This is a genomic window from Synechococcus sp. M16CYN (assembly GCF_040371545.1).
Lineage (GTDB): Bacteria > Cyanobacteriota > Cyanobacteriia > PCC-6307 > Cyanobiaceae > Parasynechococcus.
This window is the reverse complement of the sequence record NZ_AP029049.1, coordinates 1-17,326: the sequence shown is the minus strand read 5'-3', so window position 1 is coordinate 17,326 and position 17,326 is coordinate 1. Positions and strand designations below refer to the sequence as shown.

Below are 17,326 nucleotides of genomic sequence, written 5' to 3'. Positions count from 1 at the left end.
CAGCTAATAGCTTGAATCAATTCATCAAAAAAATTTATTTTACGTTAGCGTTAATAATTACTGGCAATACCAGAAACTATATTTTTGTTATTTGAGACCTAATATGATCTAAATCATCTTAATATGCCTATCAGCGATTGTTTGGGGAACACCTAGCGGGTCGCTTGATATATAAAGCTCCAGCGTTCGGAACCTATCAAAAAGCTGAGTACCATACTTAAAATTGATGTAAAACTTATTGTCACAGCAATTATTAAGATCGAGTATCATCGTTTATAGATCACATCAATTAATTTCGCAGTGCATCAATTAATATTTATATTCATGGCAGTAAATCTTTTGCTTATAAATATATCTCCAGCTGTAGCGTCCTGGATTTGCGATGGCGAAGAATTAACTGCTGAAAGATTTAGTGGGGCTGTAGATGTAACCGGGATTGCTGGTGGAATTCCAAATAGTTCGGAGCTTGAATCAAGGAAAGCGACCTGAGAGGAATATGGCAGGATTTAGGGATAGGAATAGTAGTCGTAGATCAGTTGCCCGTCATCTCTTCTGGTGGCCGTACTAGTAATTCTACTATCGTTAAAAAACAAGTAAGGCTTGAGCCAAAAGCTACCTTCTAGCAAAGAAAATAGTTAGTAGTTAAATCAATTTGGAAACAACTAGTTACTGAAATCGTTCCGCTGTGGTACTGGAGAGCCGCCACGGATCGTCTAATCCTAGGCTTTTCCTTTCAAGGGATCAAAGCCTCTAAAACCCAGTTCTAAGACTGGGCTCCTAACGATTAGTGAGCTGCAAGGTATCCATTGAGACCACTTGGATGGCCAGGGGATCCAGTTGGTGGGCGAAGGGTTAAGCTGTCTCATATTTGTACTACATTGTGATCGGCCGAATTCATATGTGATCAGCCGAATTCATCCTGGAAAATCATGGCAACAAAATCAAAGCAACTTCAAGTGCGGATAGATCCAAGATTGGATCACGACATCTCCAAGCTTCTTAAAGAATTCCCAGAGATAGGTGATAAATCAGAATTTGCCCGCAAAGCTTTTTCTCTTTATATTATTGCTAAAAAGAGAGAGAAGGTGAATGGCGAAAAAATTAGTATGGTGAAAGACGGCAAACCGACTGTTGAGATTCTACTGGCTTAATTAATGAATGCTTCGGATACCGGTCCTGTTAAAACACAGGAAAACCCTAATTCAGATTACGAACTCGTAGATGAACTCTACGACCCTGTAGGGCCAATTGTTGTAGATAAGGTTTACGATCCAGCGACTCCGCTAAATGTGAGAAAAGCCTCTGTATTGGAGCACAGTATGTTTATGGAGAAAGCATTAACTATGATACTCGCAATAGTTGTTGTAGTTGGCGCACTTTCTGTGTTTTATACAAAGAGTTCTTCAAAAGAACAATTTGGTTCGCTTATATCGGGAGTCGCTCTTGGAGCTTTAGCCAACAAGCTTAAAGATCAAGATATAAATCCAGATTAATCAATGCTAGCAGCCGCTTAATGCATCCAGTCAGGCCTTGGTCACTGTTTCCCTAAACGGAGCCACGCCTAATCAAGCTCCGAGTAGAAGAGAAGACCCTCCAACCAACCAAAACGAACCCTTTTGAGGAGGACTCCACGACGAAGAACCTTAACAGCCCAAGAGTGAACATTTGATAGCTGACCAGTAACGGACCTTTAACTAACAGGTGTTACAGCTCAGGCAGCGCCGAGTGGACAGCAGATCTGGAGTCCGGTAGAACTGAGGTAATCCTGATTCATCACTCAAAAGATGAAACCCCCGACCGGTTCTTAAGATCGGTCAGGGGCCCTTAGAGACCCGCCAAAAAACGAATCTCACACTCACAACGTGCAGACACATTAAAGGGAATCTTGGGCAGGAAGTCAACCCCTCCAACAAAAAAGGGACCACAGGGTCCCACTCCTGCCATGGGAAACCCAATCACTCCACTTGCCAGCCTTTGCCTAGGAGTCGTCAGAGGTTGGATCAACGTTGCCCGTCGTGGCAAAGGAGGGCAGATCGATGACCACGGCGCCGCCTGGACACGACTGCCTGCAAACCAAGTGCGGGATCAACTAGCGAAGGAATTCCAAATCGAGGTCAGCACCCGATCGGTGCAAAGAGCCCTGAAGGAATTGGAGGATGCCCAGCATGTAATAAGGGAGCAGAAATGGAAGCATCGATACAAGAGGGACTACTGGTATGCCCTGCCCCCCGACCACCGCAAGGACCACGACGGTTTAGAGCGTCGCTGTCCTCGTACGGTTGCTCCCACCACCTACGTGTCGCATCGAAAGACTCGTTCTGTTTCCTGCGAAGTGACACAAGTGACGCCTCAAATTCTAAATACTCCAATCTCTAATACCTATCTTTCTTCCAAACCACAAAGAAAAACTCAGATAAAACAGATAGAAAAACCAAAAACAAAATCAAAAGAAAGATCAAAACAAAAACAGAACAAGCCCCCATTGAAGACCGTGAAAACCTGTAATGTCCAAGCACAAGGATTTAGATCAGAACCGATCAATCGGCTTTTAAACGATTGGTCAGGAAAGATTCCCAATAACCCTCAATGGTTTAAGCACAGACCAGAAAAGCCAGCAGGATTAGATCGTCAAGGACGACCACAGAGGTGGGTTTGGGTTGGACAAGTTCCACACTTGGTGGTGGATTAACAAAGAGAAGAAGTCTGTACGGAGAGACTGAGATATCTGTCAAATCAACCCTTATTGATTCTCAACAAAAAATAAATTGAGAAAAAATGAATATTTCTATAATAGGTTGGTGAAACTTTTAGCAAAAGAATGATACCACAAGCGTTCATAGATGAATCGAAACAGAGAAAGATAAATATTTTAGAATGTAAATACTCTTCATAAATATAAGAGTAGGGTCCTGCTAAAATTCACTGTTTCTAGCATTAGGGGTTGACTTGCAAATACCTACTGAAGTAGAATACCGGTATACCGCGACCTGGTGAGGTTAATTTGGCATCGGTGGTCAACGATCCGTTTCATTAAAAATACTGAGAAATCTCCGGGTCTCTTAATTAAGGTCCGACCGTCGCTTGAGTTAAAATGCAAGCAGCTAGGGACGATGTTTCCACCCCTCGCCCAAGCCGATGATGAAGCCCAGCATAGCTGAATACCATGATTTATTTATTATACCAAAGTCATCTATTAAAATTGCTATTGTTGCTTCTGTGATTTAGTATAGTCGTCCTAACAGGTTTTAAGAAAATTAATTATGGAAGCAATGGTTCCACCTAGCAGAAATTCCTACTATAATTTTAGAGTGATAGCGATTAATCGTGTTGTTGATGGCGATACTATTGATATTACTATCGACCTTGGATTTAATCTATACAAAAAAGAAAGAGTTAGAGTTGCAGGAGTTGACGCACCAGAAACAAGAACTAGAAACTTAGAGGAAAAAGAATTGGGTTACGATGCAGCTAATTGGCTTAAAGAAAAGTTAGAAACTGCGATATCTGGTGAAGATGAATTATCTGTTAGGACTGAACTTGTTGGTGGCACTGGTAAGTATGGTCGTCTACTTGGTTGGTTGTATATTGGGAACGATAGTATGTCTCTTAATGAACAAATGATTATTGAGGGATATGCCTGGGAGTATAGTGGTGGAACAAAGCAAAAAGATCTTGAAGAGCTTAGGAGAATCAGAAAGCACCGTGGAACAATAACGTAGAAGTGTTGTGTGTAAATTTTCATGTCTGTATTCCAGATTGTGAATTTAATAGTAATAATTGTCAATTAATTTGTGATGTTAAAAAATATAAGCTTCAAGCGATTATATAATTAAAAATTATTAGATTTTTATGCGTTGAGGTTTCTGTACCTATATAATTTACGCGCATTGCCTCAAATTTTTTGTTGGAAAACATTTCAGAATACTTATTTTAATTTACAGGATAGCTTATGCAGTATTCAATAAAACAATTTTTGTGGCAAGATATTTTTCTGCAATATATTATGAACTTTTCTTATAAAGACTAAAACTATTTAGATCAATATTTCAAAAAATAAGAATAAAATTTAACTAAATTATAAATCCAATATTTATTACTTAAGTATGAAAAAATTATAAACTTATTTCCATACTTTAATCTATAAAATTCTTTATTCTTTTTAACTTTAAGTTATTTAATCACATGAAATACAAATTTCAGAGACATTTGAGGATGATTTTATCAATCGGATGTTAAATTAATTAATGCATAAAGACATTCCTAAAAACCGTTGAGGCATCTTAGAAGGAAAATGCTAAGTAATGAAGGATGATGCCTTCGCAGCGAGGGTGGCAATGAAAAGATCTAAGCAAAAGAGCTGAAGGTAATTAGTTGCGTTTTCAGCTGCTCAAATATTGGGCTTTAAATTGAATTTAAACCCAAGCCCAGTCAGGAAAGAATTTCCTGTTCAGTTAAAAATTCGATGCCCAGGCCAATGATGAAGACCATCATCGTCAGACGACTGTTTCACTGTTCATTGCCAAGTTGGTATAAGTAAAGTCGCTTTTGTTTAAACGTAAATAAGCCCTAATCCTTTAGTAGGTGCAGAAATACTGTAAGGCGCTTCAGACTAGCTGGTTGGCATTGGATTAAGCTTTCCTTGTGCCAATGCTTTGGCATGGATGTACATTTGGCTGAAGATATTACCAGCAGCCTTCAAACCTTTTGCTATTACATCCCAATTGTGAACTTCAGTAGACGCTTGATGCCAGTTGAAGATGTAGAAACGATCGCTAATCGGTTGAACTGTTTGTGATAGTGGAAACCGAACATATCGAAAATGCCTGCTCGATAGGGTCCTTGATCCACACCGATTCGTTTGAGCAGATGCGTCTCTTATTCTCTTACTGCTTCCTCGTAGCTGAAGTGGTTATTGTAATCACTACAAATATACAAACCCGACTTGCAAAAGGAGCTAGCTCTTGATAAAGTGGGCTGTGACCATGGGAATTCGACTTCCAGTTACCAGCTAAGAACCCACAGGACCAAAACCCCTGAAGAAAAACAAAAACCAATCTTGATGTTTGAGAATGTTTCGCGCGAGCGACAAGTTTCAAAATTCCTTGAATCATGAAAACCACATACAGACACCTCGCAAGTGAAGTCGGTTGCTTGAGCGCAGAGATTTACAGGGAGATTCACCGTTGCCTTCGGCTCCCTAGTGGCGTCGTTATTGATGGGGTCAAGTGGATCTCGAAGACCGCCGAGGAGTTGAGCCAGCTACTGGGCTGCAATGAGAAAACCGTGCAGCGGCATCTTAAGCAACTGGTGGAGATAGGCTGGCTAAAGCGAGAACAGCTGCAGAAGCAGTTATGTAAGCGGGTCTACTACTACACGTTGGGAGATAACGCACCGCTGGAGCCTGTATCAGCTCAAAAGTCACTTCAATCTAACCGACAGGGTGCTTGTCATTAAAGATCTAAATGCTTAAGCACTTTTTCATCTTGAGGAAAATTTAAACTTTTCCTAGGAGCCTACAGAATAAGATTGTGACTCTTATTTGAGAGATAGTGATTCCTTCATTGGTCAACATCGGTAGTGACGGGGTTAGTATTGTAAAGAAGAGGGAAACTCGCTTTATTACCTGACACTTTTCGCTTAGATTATGCCTAAACAGTTAGTTGTGTTAGATTAAAAATAGTTAGTAGATCTGCTAAAAACAGATAAAAATTCTGTTTTTAAAGTGGCGTAAGTTCTATCTTGGAGCTAAATCTACATAATCGAGTTGGCATGGTGAGTTGCTGAAACCAAAAATGTATAAAAATGTTCCTCAAAGATTATTGAGCAATCCTGAGAAGAGAGTGTCGAGCGGTTTAAGGACGATGTTGCCTCCCACAGCGATAGTGGCAATGAAAAGACCAAAGCAAAAGAGCTGGAGGTAACCAGCTCCGTCCTTGGGTGCCCAGACATCGGGCTCTGGATTAAATTTCAACCTAAACCCAACTGGGCTAGGATGCCCTGCCCGGTCAACAGCTCGGTGCCCAAGCCGATGATGAAGCCCAGCATGGCCATACGACCGTTCCACTGTTCAGCAAAAGCGGAGAAGCCAAATTTCGCGTCGTCCATCGGTTCAAATTGAAGTACCTATCCATTGTAACGAATTATTGCGCTTAGCTGCGCCGCGAGCCTTGTATCATTTGTACTCAGCGCATGGAAACATATATTTCCGACCCCTTCCAGAAGCGTGAGCGGGAACGCGTTTGGGACGTTCGTTCTATCAACCATCCAGACAACACGCCAGCCAAAACGGTAGACGCCGAATCGCTGGAGCCCGGTGGGCTGGCAGCCACAGCGGAAGACGTCCCGCGGAAAACCTCGGCGCTGACCCCCCAGCTCCAGCATGTTGCTCAGGAAAGTGATCCTTGTTTTATACAAAGAGTTCTTCAAAAGAACAATTTGGTTCGCTTATATCGGGAGTCGCTCTTGGAGCTTTAGCCAACAAGCTTAAAGATCAAGATATAAATCCAGATTAATCAATGCTAGCAGCCGCTTAATGCATCCAGTCAGGCCTTGGTCACTGTTTCCCTAAACGGAGCCACGCCTAATCAAGCTCCGAGTAGAAGAGAAGACCCTCCAACCAACCAAAACGAACCCTTTTGAGGAGGACTCCACGACGAAGAACCTTAACAGCCCAAGAGTGAACATTTGATAGCTGACCAGTAACGGACCTTTAACTAACAGGTGTTACAGCTCAGGCAGCGCCGAGTGGACAGCAGATCTGGAGTCCGGTAGAACTGAGGTAATCCTGATTCATCACTCAAAAGATGAAACCCCCGACCGGTTCTTAAGATCGGTCAGGGGCCCTTAGAGACCCGCCAAAAAACGAATCTCACACTCACAACGTGCAGACACATTAAAGGGAATCTTGGGCAGGAAGTCAACCCCTCCAACAAAAAAGGGACCACAGGGTCCCACTCCTGCCATGGGAAACCCAATCACTCCACTTGCCAGCCTTTGCCTAGGAGTCGTCAGAGGTTGGATCAACGTTGCCCGTCGTGGCAAAGGAGGGCAGATCGATGACCACGGCGCCGCCTGGACACGACTGCCTGCAAACCAAGTGCGGGATCAACTAGCGAAGGAATTCCAAATCGAGGTCAGCACCCGATCGGTGCAAAGAGCCCTGAAGGAATTGGAGGATGCCCAGCATGTAATAAGGGAGCAGAAATGGAAGCATCGATACAAGAGGGACTACTGGTATGCCCTGCCCCCCGACCACCGCAAGGACCACGACGGTTTAGAGCGTCGCTGTCCTCGTACGGTTGCTCCCACCACCTACGTGTCGCATCGAAAGACTCGTTCTGTTTCCTGCGAAGTGACACAAGTGACGCCTCAAATTCTAAATACTCCAATCTCTAATACCTATCTTTCTTCCAAACCACAAAGAAAAACTCAGATAAAACAGATAGAAAAACCAAAAACAAAATCAAAAGAAAGATCAAAACAAAAACAGAACAAGCCCCCATTGAAGACCGTGAAAACCTGTAATGTCCAAGCACAAGGATTTAGATCAGAACCGATCAATCGGCTTTTAAACGATTGGTCAGGAAAGATTCCCAATAACCCTCAATGGTTTAAGCACAGACCAGAAAAGCCAGCAGGATTAGATCGTCAAGGACGACCACAGAGGTGGGTTTGGGTTGGACAAGTTCCACACTTGGTGGTGGATTAACAAAGAGAAGAAGTCTGTACGGAGAGACTGAGATATCTGTCAAATCAACCCTTATTGATTCTCAACAAAAAATAAATTGAGAAAAAATGAATATTTCTATAATAGGTTGGTGAAACTTTTAGCAAAAGAATGATACCACAAGCGTTCATAGATGAATCGAAACAGAGAAAGATAAATATTTTAGAATGTAAATACTCTTCATAAATATAAGAGTAGGGTCCTGCTAAAATTCACTGTTTCTAGCATTAGGGGTTGACTTGCAAATACCTACTGAAGTAGAATACCGGTATACCGCGACCTGGTGAGGTTAATTTGGCATCGGTGGTCAACGATCCGTTTCATTAAAAATACTGAGAAATCTCCGGGTCTCTTAATTAAGGTCCGACCGTCGCTTGAGTTAAAATGCAAGCAGCTAGGGACGATGTTTCCACCCCTCGCCCAAGCCGATGATGAAGCCCAGCATAGCTGAATACCATGATTTATTTATTATACCAAAGTCATCTATTAAAATTGCTATTGTTGCTTCTGTGATTTAGTATAGTCGTCCTAACAGGTTTTAAGAAAATTAATTATGGAAGCAATGGTTCCACCTAGCAGAAATTCCTACTATAATTTTAGAGTGATAGCGATTAATCGTGTTGTTGATGGCGATACTATTGATATTACTATCGACCTTGGATTTAATCTATACAAAAAAGAAAGAGTTAGAGTTGCAGGAGTTGACGCACCAGAAACAAGAACTAGAAACTTAGAGGAAAAAGAATTGGGTTACGATGCAGCTAATTGGCTTAAAGAAAAGTTAGAAACTGCGATATCTGGTGAAGATGAATTATCTGTTAGGACTGAACTCAGCTAATAGCTTGAATCAATTCATCAAAAAAATTTATTTTACGTTAGCGTTAATAATTACTGGCAATACCAGAAACTATATTTTTGTTATTTGAGACCTAATATGATCTAAATCATCTTAATATGCCTATCAGCGATTGTTTGGGGAACACCTAGCGGGTCGCTTGATATATAAAGCTCCAGCGTTCGGAACCTATCAAAAAGCTGAGTACCATACTTAAAATTGATGTAAAACTTATTGTCACAGCAATTATTAAGATCGAGTATCATCGTTTATAGATCACATCAATTAATTTCGCAGTGCATCAATTAATATTTATATTCATGGCAGTAAATCTTTTGCTTATAAATATATCTCCAGCTGTAGCGTCCTGGATTTGCGATGGCGAAGAATTAACTGCTGAAAGATTTAGTGGGGCTGTAGATGTAACCGGGATTGCTGGTGGAATTCCAAATAGTTCGGATGGGACCCTGCCTGGTGATGGAATTTTGATTTCCTGGCGAGGAATGACCCTTCAATTGCCACGAACAAATAATAAAGGCATTCCTAGCTATACTGATGGGCGCTGGTGGTGGAGAGAAAAAGATCTCTCAGCACCGGAATTCAAGGAACGAAAAGGCCGAATCGTAACTTACGAATGCTCATTAAATGAGAAGTCCTCTTGATATGGATTTAAATATTCGCCGGTTCTATCAGTTAATTGCTAGTAGTCATTCTTTTGCTAGGAACGGTGCTCGAGATTTGGTTCCAGCTACTTTAGAGCTGTAAATGATTATTTTTGTCGTTGCTGCTAGCTTTCTCGGTCTTCTTTGGATCACTCAAATCTTAATCAGGAGGAATATGAACGATGGCTCTGCTTAAAATATTAAATAATTCATTAGTAAATAGACTCTCAAGTAAAAGACAGCTGGATACAAAAAGATATGTGATAAGTTGGGAGTCAAAAAGAAAAAATAATACTCGATTGAAGTTAGTTTTCTTGTGCTGAAGGAGATTTACTATCTCTCGCGACTTGAAGTGTAGCAAAAACACACTCGCTTTGCCTAAAACTATTAGAACATGTAAAATTAATAGAAAAAAAGTTCAATCTATATAATGCCGACATTTGAATTTTACTCATCGGTAAACCGATAACCATGAACGATAACCACTAAATCGCTTATGTCTCCTCTAGCTGCTCTTATGATAAACTTATGCTCTTAGGTGATTAGTTTCTTTTTATGTGATAGGAGGGATTAAATGGCTTTTAGGGATTCATAAGACGGATGTACGAGCTTTTTTTAGGGACAATAAGTTTTCCAGTGACGGGATTGATCCTGTAAAAAAAGGAGACCCACTTTATCTTTTAAGTCTCTCTCCTAGGTTAAACTCAAGTAGTAAGCTGTGTCAAACTAAGACCAGGTTATCGCTTAGTTGACACACATAAAAAGTAGCAGTATACATTGCATCTCAATGTTAAATTTACGCGATTAGACGCTAAGTGAATAATGCATAAAGGTTTTCCTAGAAGGCGACTGAGACATATTGAAGAGAGGATACCAAGTAATGAAGGACGATGTTGCCTCCCACAGCGATAGTGGCAATGAAAAGACCAAAGCAAAAGAGCTGGAGGTAACCAGCTCCGTCCTTGGGTGCCCAGACATCGGGCTCTGGATTAAATTTCAACCTAAACCCAACTGGGCTAGGATGCCCTGCCCGGTCAACAGCTCGGTGCCCAAGCCGATGATGAAGCCCAGCATGGCCATACGACCGTTCCACTGTTCAGCAAAAGCGGAGAAGCCAAATTTCGCGTCGTCCATCGGTTCAAATTGAAGTACCTATCCATTGTAACGAATTATTGCGCTTAGCTGCGCCGCGAGCCTTGTATCATTTGTACTCAGCGCATGGAAACATATATTTCCGACCCCTTCCAGAAGCGTGAGCGGGAACGCGTTTGGGACGTTCGTTCTATCAACCATCCAGACAACACGCCAGCCAAAACGGTAGACGCCGAATCGCTGGAGCCCGGTGGGCTGGCAGCCACAGCGGAAGACGTCCCGCGGAAAACCTCGGCGCTGACCCCCCAGCTCCAGCATGTTGCTCAGGAAAGTGATCCTTTGGCCGATGCCCTCCAGGTAGAGCTGGGAAGGGAGAGCCGTGCTGCCTATCAGAAGGACTGGCGAACCTTTACCCGTTGGCTTAGCAACAAGGCCATTGGCGTGGATGCCACCAGTGAGGCAGGGGTGCACCGTGCCCTAGTCGGATGGCTGCAACTGGGTGATGACGCTGCCCGTGGCCTGGTGATCCGCTGGATCGCTGACCAGAAGCGTCAGGGCCTGGCCTCCCCAACGGTGAACCGTCGCCTGGCGTCCCTGCGCTGGGTTGCTCGCCTTGCTGCCAACTGCGGTATGGCTGACGTCCGCCTACACCTGGTTAAAGGCCTGAAGAATGACGGCAAGCGCCGGGATATGCGCGGACCCTCGGGTGTTGCCCACCTCCAGGCTTTGGTACAAAAGGCCGAGCAACTGGTCTCAAGCCGTGGCGGTGAAGCTGGCCAGGCACGCAACCGTGCTGTGACTTACCTATTGCTTCTAAACGGCCTGCGACGGGGGGAGGTTGCACGCATCGCCTTGGCTGACTGGGACCCCTCCAATCCTCTGGAGTTGGCTATCCGCGGCAAGGGCAGAACCGAGCAGGAAGCCATCACCCTGAACCCTTTGGTAGCTGGTGCTTTGAAGGACTGGCTGGAAGTGAGGCCGACCTGGGCACCTTTAGAACCTTGGGCTCCAATGTTTACAGCACTAGACCCTGGGGTTCACAAACGTATGGAACGCCGACACCAGCGGGACCTGGCCGATGCCGCCGAGCGTATCGCTAATGCCAAAGCCATAGAAGGAAGCCCGCCATGGCTGGAAGAGATGGGGCTGGCCTGCACTAGCTGGAGCTTTGGAGGTAATGCCATCTACCGCTTAGTTCGCGCTATGGGTGCTGAGGTCCTGAAAGGTGGGATAGTAAGCCCTCACCGCTTACGTCACAGTGCCGTAACCACCGCCGTGGCCGATCTCGGGTTCTCCATGGCCGATGCCCAAGCTTTGGCCCGTCACAAGAACGTTGCGACCACACAGAGCTACTTCGACCGCAGCGGCGAGTTGCAGGCTAAAGTTACTATGGGCCTGGCTGCCTTTATTGCTGAAGGGTCCGATGCCGAGGCCAATTAGCCCCACCTCAGCCAAACGGCTGCGAAAGTGGGATTACTGCATGAAGAAAGGTCCCTGGACCTAGCAAATGCTTGGGAACTTGGCGAGAGTAGGTACTGTAGGCTGCAAGATGGCGAGTCTGGGAAGACCAAGACGAGACACTGGGAACATAATAACGGCGAGGGTAGCTGGCTACCTCTGCCAGAAGAGCCTGACAAACCGGTTTGACTAGGAATCGCTGCTGGGTGATGATTTCCTCCATGCTAAATAGAGTCACTGCCCCAGTGACATGCTCACCGCAGAGTCAAGAAAAACGCCCATGGTAGTGCCGATTGGGAGTTATTTAGAGCCTTCGTAGGTTTCTAAAGGGTCACTCCATTATCTTAGCTCTTCTGCGACAAATTATTACGGCAAGTTTAGTCATACCGACTCGTTTTAGAGATTTTTCAACTACGGATGAATTCAAGGAACCTGGGGTGTCTCTAGTGAGTCTTCTTTTTTCGTTAAGTCTGGCTGCTCGCGTTCTAGCGAGCAGCCAGACCAAGGATCTACACCGATTAGAGATTAAAGGCGTTGAATGGATTCGGCCTTGTCCTGAAATTCTCCTAACAACAGTTGGAAGTAAGACACTTTTCTCAGCTTGATATTGGCAGTAAGACTCATCCCAACTTGGAGTGGCAATTTGGCACCGCTTTTGAGAACTAAGGACTGCTGATTAAGGTGCACTGTTACAGGGAAGCTGAGTTCCTGGCGTTGCTCCTGAGGATTCGGAGGAAAAGCATCTGAACCAATGTGCGTCACACGGCCTTTTAGCACTCCGAAGTCTGTTGAGGGATAGGAATCGATGCTGATGTCAGCCTTCATGCACGCCTCAGGGTCTGTTGGACAGCCGAGAGGGAGCTTGATGAAACCGATTTTGTTGCTGGGAACCTCCACCTCTGCCTCCAGCGATCCGTAGGGAACCACTTTCATCACGGTCTGGGTCGACTGGGCGGTGTAGCCAGCCGAGGTGGGCTGAAGGTCAAAGACAATACCATCTACCGGTGATTGCAACTGCTGATATCGTAGGGTGACCTTTGTTTCAGCAAGACGGGTTTGAAGGTCAGCAAGCTCGGATTTAAGCTGAGCCGTCTGCTGATTTAAGAGCGCAACCTGGCGAAGCCGATCCGCTTTGGTCTGCATCAATTGGCCATGGGTTTCTTTTACCGCGTCCAGCTGTCTGAGGTACTGCACTTTTGAAGCAGCACCAGCTTGCTCCAAGTCTGCAAAACGCTCCTGAATATCGACTTGAAGCTCAAGCTTGTTCTCCAGCATCTGAACTGCCTCTTTGTTCACCTGGAGATAGCGACGCTTCTCCTGCTCCTTTAGATCGAGCTGCTCCTGCTTGAGCTTGATCTTGGTCTCCAAACCGCGGCGTTGCTGCTCACTCGCTTCGGTGTCGAGTTTCATCAGCACTTGACCGGCGCTCACCAACTGTCCTTCCTCCACCAGGATCTGCTCGATAACACCACCCACCGGCATTTGAATGTTCTGAACAGACCCCACAGGTTCCAATTCACCAGCCGCAACAACAATTTCCTCGGTTCGTGCCAAGGCCAACCAGGCCACCCCAAACACCGTGGTGCCAATCAGGCCCCAGGTGACTGTACGCATCCAGAAGCGGCTCTGCTGAAGAACTAATTCGTCATGGGTACTCAGATGAGCTAACTGTCGCACTGCAACGTGATCGAAATGGCGAAGCCAATCACGAGGCGAGGTAATCAGTTCGCTGGAGCCCTGCCTCAACCGAGACATCAGCAGTCGCGGATTCATCATCAAGAGCCCTCTTGCTGACAATAGAGGGCGTAATACCGACCACGGCGGCTCATCAAGTCATCCTGGGTTCCGATCTCAACGACCGCTCCCTGGTGAAGCATCACAATCACATCGGCTTTGCGAACCGTCGAGAGTCGGTGGGTAATGAAAAACACCGTTTGATCATTAAGATTTCCGAGCAAGTTGTCGCAGACCTTGCGTTCGGTTTCGTAGTCCAAAGCACTAGTGGCTTCATCCATCACCAGCAACTTGGGGTTGCTCAACAGGGTGCGGGCAATGGCAATTCGTTGCTGCTGACCACCGCTTAACATTGCACCGCGTTCTCCAACCGGAGTGCTATAACCGCTGGAAAGATCCATGATGAAGTCATGGGCATTAGCCAGTCGAGCCGCCTGCACAATCTTCTCATTTGACGCATCGGGGTTCGCCAAAGCTATGTTCTCGCTCACCGTGCCCCTGAACAGCAGTGGATCCTGGGGAACGATGCCGATTTGGCGCCGAAGCGAATACAACTCAACCTTGGCGATGTCGTAACCGTCTATGAGGATCCGACCTTCCACCGGCTCGTATAGGCGTGGCAAGAGTTTCATCAACGTGCTTTTACCGCTGCCGCTCTGGCCCACGACGCCGACAAAGGTGCCGGCCTTGATCTTGAGATTGACATTCTTGAGCGCTTCAGGCTGTCCGGGCTGGAAGCGAAAGGAGAGGGCTTCAAAGTGCACATCTCCCTTGAGAGGAGGCAACATCACCTTCGATTTGTCGACTTCGTCAGACTCCTCTGGCGTATCGATCACATCCGCTAATCGCTCAAAACTCACCCGCAGTTCCTGGATGTTTTGCCAGATCGTGGACAGCCTCAACAACGGCTGGGTGACGTGGCCTGAAATGATCCGAAAGGCAATGAGCTGACCCAGGCTCAGATCACTTTTCAGTACCATCGATGCTCCGATCCAGAGCACCATCAATTGAGAAACCTTCTGCAATACTTGGCTTGTCTGATTCAGAGCCGTTCCGGTGATCGTTTTCTCAAAGGTGCGCGCGATGTATTGGGAATAGAACTCCTGCCAGCGCCAGCGGCTGACCATCTCCACGTTCTGCGCCTTAACCGTCTGGATCCCAGTGAGCACTTCTACGAGATGACTCTGTGTTTTGGCGTTCTCTTCGGCAGCGGCTCGAAACTGCTGGCGGAATAGAGGGGCACCCAGCACGGTGAGACCGATCTGAATCGGCAACACCGATAGAGCGAGCAGGGTGAGTAACCAGCTGTAGACCACCATCACCAGGATATAGATCCCTGAAAACGCGGCGTCCAAGATGGTGGTGAGGGCCTGGCCGGTGAGGAAATTGCGGATTTTTTCTAGCTCCGCCACCCGGGTGCTCAGTTCGCCCACAGGGCGCCGGTCGAAGTAACCCAAGGGCAGTCGCAGCAGATGATCGATCACTTCTGCTCCGAGTCTTTGGTCGATCCGGTTGGTGGTTTCAGCAAACAGAAACGTCTTGAGGCTGCCCAGTACGCCCTCCAGAATCGTGACCACTATTAGAGCAATTCCCAGCACCTGGAGCGTGTCCAAACTACGCTGGCTGATCACTTTGTCGATGATTACTTGGATCAACAGCGGATTGGCCAAGGTGAACAGCTGCACGACGAAGCTGGCGGCTAGAACCTGAATCAACACACCGCGATAGCGCTTCAAGGCAGGCCAGAACCACCCCGGACCGAATTTCTGATTCGGGGTGGCGTTCGTTCGCTCCAATAGCAGCACCTCGATGCCGTCCGGGAAGCACCCAGCCAGATCCTCAGGGAAGAGGGTGACCATGCCCTGCTTGGGCGAAGCCAATTTGAGGCCGCGTTCATTGCTAGCCACCACTAAAGCGAAACCACCTTGCCAGGGAAGCATCGAAGGAACCTGCAGGCGTGTGCCGGCCGCAGACGGCACTTTTGCCGCCATCACATGAAGCCCCAGGCTGGCAGCCAACTGACCGCAGAGTCGAAGGTTGGGGGTGAGACCACGACGAATATTGTCCCGCAGGACCCTTTCGATCGCATCGCATCGAAAGGGCAGCTTCATCAGCTGCGCCAGCATTTGAAAGCAGGCGAGGGTTTCCTGAATCGGACCATTGGCCTGGATCAAGCGAAGGCTGTCGACCACATTGCGCCCCGGGCTGTAGCGGCTCACAGGGGGAAACAGCTCAGCTTTTTCGATATCGGTCTCTGCTACCCACTCCCGTCCGGGTTTGAGGCGCTCCACAGAGGTGATTTCTCCATCGACAGGGAGAGAGACCAGGCGATGGGCAAATCGCTGGGTCGGAGGGAGTTGATCCGCAGAGTGAATGGCCTGACCGAGGCGAGCTTCCCCCCAGCAGCTAGTGAGGAACAGGCGGCGATTGCTATTCTGAATAGCCACTTTGATCGCAGCCGGTTCGGGAGCACAGCGCTTAGCCTGATCGAGAGCCTTCTCCAGCTTCTCTAGGGCTGAACAGTCCCTTGCTGCGGTCTCGGCCCCGAGACTCTCTAACAAGCTGAGTAGCTCCTGAGGCCACAGTTGCTGATCGCACCAGTTGCGAAAGCTGTTCTCGGTGGCATAGAGATCGGCCCAGTCCTGATCAGGAACAGCACAGGCAATGACCTCTTCAGAGGCGATCACGTTTTCGCAGGGATTGCCACTCAACAGGCTGGCGGCACCAATCACGCTGCCCAGACCAAACTTGCCTACCGTTGTTAATCGGCCATTGTGGCGTCCGACCAAACGGGCCCGGCCCTTTTGCAAAATCAAAATCCGCGCCGGGATCTCCTTGGACTTACAAAGCTGCTGACCGAGTTCGAACCGCAGCACGCGCGTGACCATCTGAAGCCGATTCGATCCCGCATCGGACAAACCTCGAAAGGCCGGATGCAGCAGCAGAGGAAATGGCGAAGACTGGGTCATCAGGAAACGCTGAAGTTACCTTTTCAGCTGGCTCAAAGTTTTAGTGGTCTGCTCTGAGATCCACGCATCGAACATCTCCTGGCACATTCGATCGAACACCCCCTCGGTTAAGGTGGTCGGTAGATAACGCTCCAGCCGCACCACCAGCCACCAGTCGGCGATGCGAAACGGTTCGAGCAACACCCCTGGCTGAGCCACACGAAGCTTGTCCGCCAAGGCATGATGCGCCTGCGTGAGGGAAACCGGCCCGACGATGCCGTTGGTATTGCGTTCCGGACCTTCGGCATAGCGCTTAGCCAGATCCGCAAAGTTCGATTCGCCTGATTCGATCTGTAGGTACAACTCACGGGCCAGAAAACCGTTCTTCGATCGAAGAACGCTGTATACCACCTGGTCAAGTTCATTCTTACGCTCGAGAAACCGCGCTTCCGCTTTTGCTGCGAATCGCTCACGCATGAACACCTGACGGCGAACCACCCAGCGCAGGCGATCTAGGACCTCTTTCTCCGGTCGCCCCAGCTTTATAAGTAGTTCCGGCCATTGCTCCAAGCCTTCGTAACCTTGTTGACCCAGAAGCTCCACCTGAGCCTGTTCCAAACCTTTAGCACTCACCTCTACAGCCGCGATAGCCTGCGCGGTAATCATTTGTTCCACCAGTGGAACCAACAAATTGTATCGTTGCAAAAGGGCTCTGCCTTCTGCACTGATCACCCGTTGCAAATCGGAGAGTACAGTGGAAATTACAACCATTCTAAAATTGTGTAAAAAAATTATAATTTGTGTGCAAAACATTAAGGCGTCAAAAGCACGGAAGCATATAGCAAATTAGTCATTTTTCAAATAATTAGTT

The 17,326-nt window shown here is 46.9% G+C and carries 23 protein-coding genes and 1 pseudogene; 13 read left to right on the top strand and 11 right to left on the bottom strand.

Annotated elements, in window-relative coordinates:
* Positions 1-324: 324 nt before the first annotated feature.
* The 3 genes from ABWV55_RS09445 (at position 325) to ABWV55_RS09435 (ending at position 1,493) form a co-directional block, all read left to right on the top strand.
* Positions 325-489 carry a hypothetical protein gene (locus ABWV55_RS09445; protein WP_353292833.1) on the top strand — a complete coding sequence of 55 codons (165 nt, stop codon included), beginning with the start codon at positions 325-327 and terminating at the stop codon, positions 487-489.
* A 440-nt stretch (positions 490-929) separates the two neighbouring features.
* Positions 930-1,151: a hypothetical protein gene (locus ABWV55_RS09440; RefSeq protein WP_353292832.1), complete on the top strand. Its 222-nt coding sequence runs from the start codon at positions 930-932 to the stop codon at positions 1,149-1,151.
* A gap of 3 nt (positions 1,152-1,154) precedes the next feature.
* The gene (locus tag ABWV55_RS09435; protein ID WP_353292831.1) at positions 1,155-1,493 is read left to right on the top strand and encodes a hypothetical protein; all 339 of its coding nucleotides are present in this window, start codon (positions 1,155-1,157) and stop codon (positions 1,491-1,493) included.
* A 331-nt stretch (positions 1,494-1,824) separates the two neighbouring features.
* Here ABWV55_RS09435 and ABWV55_RS09430 read toward each other — a convergent pair whose 3' ends face one another.
* Entirely contained in the window at positions 1,825-1,959 is a 135-nt protein-coding gene (locus ABWV55_RS09430; protein WP_353292824.1) for a hypothetical protein, read from the bottom strand.
* Between ABWV55_RS09430 and ABWV55_RS09425 the strand changes: the two genes are divergently transcribed.
* From ABWV55_RS09425 to ABWV55_RS09415, 3 genes are all read left to right on the top strand, one after another.
* Entirely contained in the window at positions 1,943-2,689 is a 747-nt protein-coding gene (locus ABWV55_RS09425) for a hypothetical protein (protein ID WP_353292823.1), read from the top strand. The genes ABWV55_RS09430 and ABWV55_RS09425 overlap by 17 nt on opposite strands.
* Before the next feature lie 301 nt (positions 2,690-2,990).
* On the top strand, positions 2,991-3,158 hold the full coding sequence (locus ABWV55_RS09420) for a hypothetical protein (RefSeq protein ID WP_353292822.1): 168 nt from the start codon (positions 2,991-2,993) through the stop codon (positions 3,156-3,158).
* 102 nt (positions 3,159-3,260) lie between these two features.
* The gene (locus tag ABWV55_RS09415) at positions 3,261-3,719 is read left to right on the top strand and encodes a thermonuclease family protein (protein WP_353292830.1); all 459 of its coding nucleotides are present in this window, start codon (positions 3,261-3,263) and stop codon (positions 3,717-3,719) included.
* Between the two features lie 991 nt (positions 3,720-4,710).
* Here ABWV55_RS09415 and ABWV55_RS09410 read toward each other — a convergent pair.
* Positions 4,711-4,848, bottom strand: coding sequence for a hypothetical protein (locus tag ABWV55_RS09410; RefSeq protein ID WP_353292829.1), 138 nt, complete (start codon positions 4,846-4,848; stop codon positions 4,711-4,713).
* Positions 4,849-5,109: 261 nt separating this feature from the next.
* Here ABWV55_RS09410 and ABWV55_RS09405 point away from each other — a divergent pair, with 261 nt between their 5' ends.
* The gene (locus ABWV55_RS09405; protein WP_353292828.1) at positions 5,110-5,454 is read left to right on the top strand and encodes a helix-turn-helix domain-containing protein; all 345 of its coding nucleotides are present in this window, start codon (positions 5,110-5,112) and stop codon (positions 5,452-5,454) included.
* 355 nt (positions 5,455-5,809) lie between these two features.
* Here the strand turns inward: ABWV55_RS09405 and ABWV55_RS09400 are convergent, their stop codons facing one another.
* Positions 5,810-5,971, bottom strand: a complete 162-nt coding sequence (locus ABWV55_RS09400) for a hypothetical protein (protein WP_353292827.1) — start codon at positions 5,969-5,971, stop codon at positions 5,810-5,812.
* The gene (locus ABWV55_RS09395; protein ID WP_353292826.1) at positions 5,968-6,105 is read right to left on the bottom strand and encodes a high light inducible protein; all 138 of its coding nucleotides are present in this window, start codon (positions 6,103-6,105) and stop codon (positions 5,968-5,970) included. Before ABWV55_RS09395 ends, ABWV55_RS09400 begins: the two co-directional genes overlap by 4 nt.
* An 84-nt stretch (positions 6,106-6,189) precedes the next feature.
* Between ABWV55_RS09395 and ABWV55_RS09390 the strand changes: the two genes are divergently transcribed.
* Complete coding sequence (locus ABWV55_RS09390) at positions 6,190-6,474, top strand: hypothetical protein (protein WP_353292825.1); 285 nt, start codon at positions 6,190-6,192, stop codon at positions 6,472-6,474.
* Positions 6,475-6,843: 369 nt separating this feature from the next.
* On the opposite strand, the gene ABWV55_RS09385 is transcribed toward ABWV55_RS09390, so the two are convergent.
* Positions 6,844-6,978, bottom strand: a complete 135-nt coding sequence (locus ABWV55_RS09385) for a hypothetical protein (protein ID WP_353292824.1) — start codon at positions 6,976-6,978, stop codon at positions 6,844-6,846.
* On the opposite strand from ABWV55_RS09385, the gene ABWV55_RS09380 reads away from it, so the two are divergent.
* The 4 genes and pseudogenes from ABWV55_RS09380 to ABWV55_RS09365 all read left to right on the top strand — a co-directional run bounded on the left by ABWV55_RS09380 (position 6,962) and on the right by ABWV55_RS09365 (position 9,223).
* Positions 6,962-7,708, top strand: a complete 747-nt coding sequence (locus ABWV55_RS09380) for a hypothetical protein (RefSeq protein ID WP_353292823.1) — start codon at positions 6,962-6,964, stop codon at positions 7,706-7,708. The genes ABWV55_RS09385 and ABWV55_RS09380 overlap by 17 nt on opposite strands.
* 301 nt (positions 7,709-8,009) lie before the next feature.
* Positions 8,010-8,177 (top strand): hypothetical protein, encoded by a 168-nt coding sequence (locus ABWV55_RS09375; protein WP_353292822.1) that lies wholly within the window; start codon positions 8,010-8,012, stop codon positions 8,175-8,177.
* Between the two features lie 102 nt (positions 8,178-8,279).
* A pseudogene (locus ABWV55_RS09370) lies at positions 8,280-8,558 on the top strand (hypothetical protein); the annotation flags it as partial.
* Positions 8,559-8,881: 323 nt separating this feature from the next.
* Positions 8,882-9,223, top strand: coding sequence for a hypothetical protein (locus ABWV55_RS09365; protein WP_353292840.1), 342 nt, complete (start codon positions 8,882-8,884; stop codon positions 9,221-9,223).
* An 838-nt stretch (positions 9,224-10,061) separates the two neighbouring features.
* Here ABWV55_RS09365 and ABWV55_RS09360 read toward each other — a convergent pair.
* Positions 10,062-10,223 carry a hypothetical protein gene (locus ABWV55_RS09360; protein ID WP_353292839.1) on the bottom strand — a complete coding sequence of 54 codons (162 nt, stop codon included), beginning with the start codon at positions 10,221-10,223 and terminating at the stop codon, positions 10,062-10,064.
* On the bottom strand, positions 10,220-10,357 hold the full coding sequence (locus ABWV55_RS09355; protein WP_353292826.1) for a high light inducible protein: 138 nt from the start codon (positions 10,355-10,357) through the stop codon (positions 10,220-10,222). The genes ABWV55_RS09360 and ABWV55_RS09355 overlap by 4 nt, the downstream gene beginning before the upstream one ends.
* An 84-nt stretch (positions 10,358-10,441) precedes the next feature.
* Here ABWV55_RS09355 and ABWV55_RS09350 point away from each other — a divergent pair, with 84 nt between their 5' ends.
* Positions 10,442-11,755 (top strand): hypothetical protein, encoded by a 1,314-nt coding sequence (locus tag ABWV55_RS09350; protein WP_353292838.1) that lies wholly within the window; start codon positions 10,442-10,444, stop codon positions 11,753-11,755.
* A 7-nt stretch (positions 11,756-11,762) separates the two neighbouring features.
* Here the strand turns inward: ABWV55_RS09350 and ABWV55_RS09345 are convergent, their stop codons facing one another.
* From ABWV55_RS09345 to ABWV55_RS09330, 4 genes are all read right to left on the bottom strand, one after another.
* Positions 11,763-12,011: a hypothetical protein gene (locus tag ABWV55_RS09345; RefSeq protein ID WP_353292837.1), complete on the bottom strand. Its 249-nt coding sequence runs from the start codon at positions 12,009-12,011 to the stop codon at positions 11,763-11,765.
* Positions 12,012-12,298: 287 nt separating this feature from the next.
* Entirely contained in the window at positions 12,299-13,549 is a 1,251-nt protein-coding gene (locus tag ABWV55_RS09340; RefSeq protein WP_353292836.1) for an HlyD family efflux transporter periplasmic adaptor subunit, read from the bottom strand.
* Entirely contained in the window at positions 13,549-16,476 is a 2,928-nt protein-coding gene (locus tag ABWV55_RS09335; protein WP_353292835.1) for an ABC transporter transmembrane domain-containing protein, read from the bottom strand. The genes ABWV55_RS09340 and ABWV55_RS09335 overlap by 1 nt, the downstream gene beginning before the upstream one ends.
* A 15-nt stretch (positions 16,477-16,491) precedes the next feature.
* A complete protein-coding gene (locus tag ABWV55_RS09330) occupies positions 16,492-17,226 on the bottom strand; it encodes a peptidylprolyl isomerase (RefSeq protein ID WP_353292834.1) in 735 nt (244 codons plus the stop codon).
* Between the last annotated feature and the right edge of the window lie 100 nt (positions 17,227-17,326).

What these genes read in the sequence shown, in the direction of transcription:
- ABWV55_RS09445 (WP_353292833.1), top strand. Translation starts at nt 325, where the DNA reads ATGGCAGTAAATCTTTTGCTTATAAATATATCTCCAGCTGTAGCGTCC.
- ABWV55_RS09440 (WP_353292832.1), top strand. Translation starts at nt 930, where the DNA reads ATGGCAACAAAATCAAAGCAACTTCAAGTGCGGATAGATCCAAGATTG.
- ABWV55_RS09435 (WP_353292831.1), top strand. Translation starts at nt 1,155, where the DNA reads ATGAATGCTTCGGATACCGGTCCTGTTAAAACACAGGAAAACCCTAAT.
- ABWV55_RS09425 (WP_353292823.1), top strand. Translation starts at nt 1,943, where the DNA reads ATGGGAAACCCAATCACTCCACTTGCCAGCCTTTGCCTAGGAGTCGTC.
- ABWV55_RS09415 (WP_353292830.1), top strand. Translation starts at nt 3,261, where the DNA reads ATGGAAGCAATGGTTCCACCTAGCAGAAATTCCTACTATAATTTTAGA.
- ABWV55_RS09405 (WP_353292828.1), top strand. Translation starts at nt 5,110, where the DNA reads ATGAAAACCACATACAGACACCTCGCAAGTGAAGTCGGTTGCTTGAGC.
- ABWV55_RS09395 (WP_353292826.1), bottom strand. Translation starts at nt 6,105, where the DNA reads ATGGACGACGCGAAATTTGGCTTCTCCGCTTTTGCTGAACAGTGGAAC.
- ABWV55_RS09390 (WP_353292825.1), top strand. Translation starts at nt 6,190, where the DNA reads ATGGAAACATATATTTCCGACCCCTTCCAGAAGCGTGAGCGGGAACGC.
- ABWV55_RS09380 (WP_353292823.1), top strand. Translation starts at nt 6,962, where the DNA reads ATGGGAAACCCAATCACTCCACTTGCCAGCCTTTGCCTAGGAGTCGTC.
- ABWV55_RS09365 (WP_353292840.1), top strand. Translation starts at nt 8,882, where the DNA reads ATGGCAGTAAATCTTTTGCTTATAAATATATCTCCAGCTGTAGCGTCC.
- ABWV55_RS09355 (WP_353292826.1), bottom strand. Translation starts at nt 10,357, where the DNA reads ATGGACGACGCGAAATTTGGCTTCTCCGCTTTTGCTGAACAGTGGAAC.
- ABWV55_RS09350 (WP_353292838.1), top strand. Translation starts at nt 10,442, where the DNA reads ATGGAAACATATATTTCCGACCCCTTCCAGAAGCGTGAGCGGGAACGC.
- ABWV55_RS09340 (WP_353292836.1), bottom strand. Translation starts at nt 13,549, where the DNA reads ATGATGAATCCGCGACTGCTGATGTCTCGGTTGAGGCAGGGCTCCAGC.
- ABWV55_RS09335 (WP_353292835.1), bottom strand. Translation starts at nt 16,476, where the DNA reads ATGACCCAGTCTTCGCCATTTCCTCTGCTGCTGCATCCGGCCTTTCGA.
- ABWV55_RS09330 (WP_353292834.1), bottom strand. Translation starts at nt 17,226, where the DNA reads ATGGTTGTAATTTCCACTGTACTCTCCGATTTGCAACGGGTGATCAGT.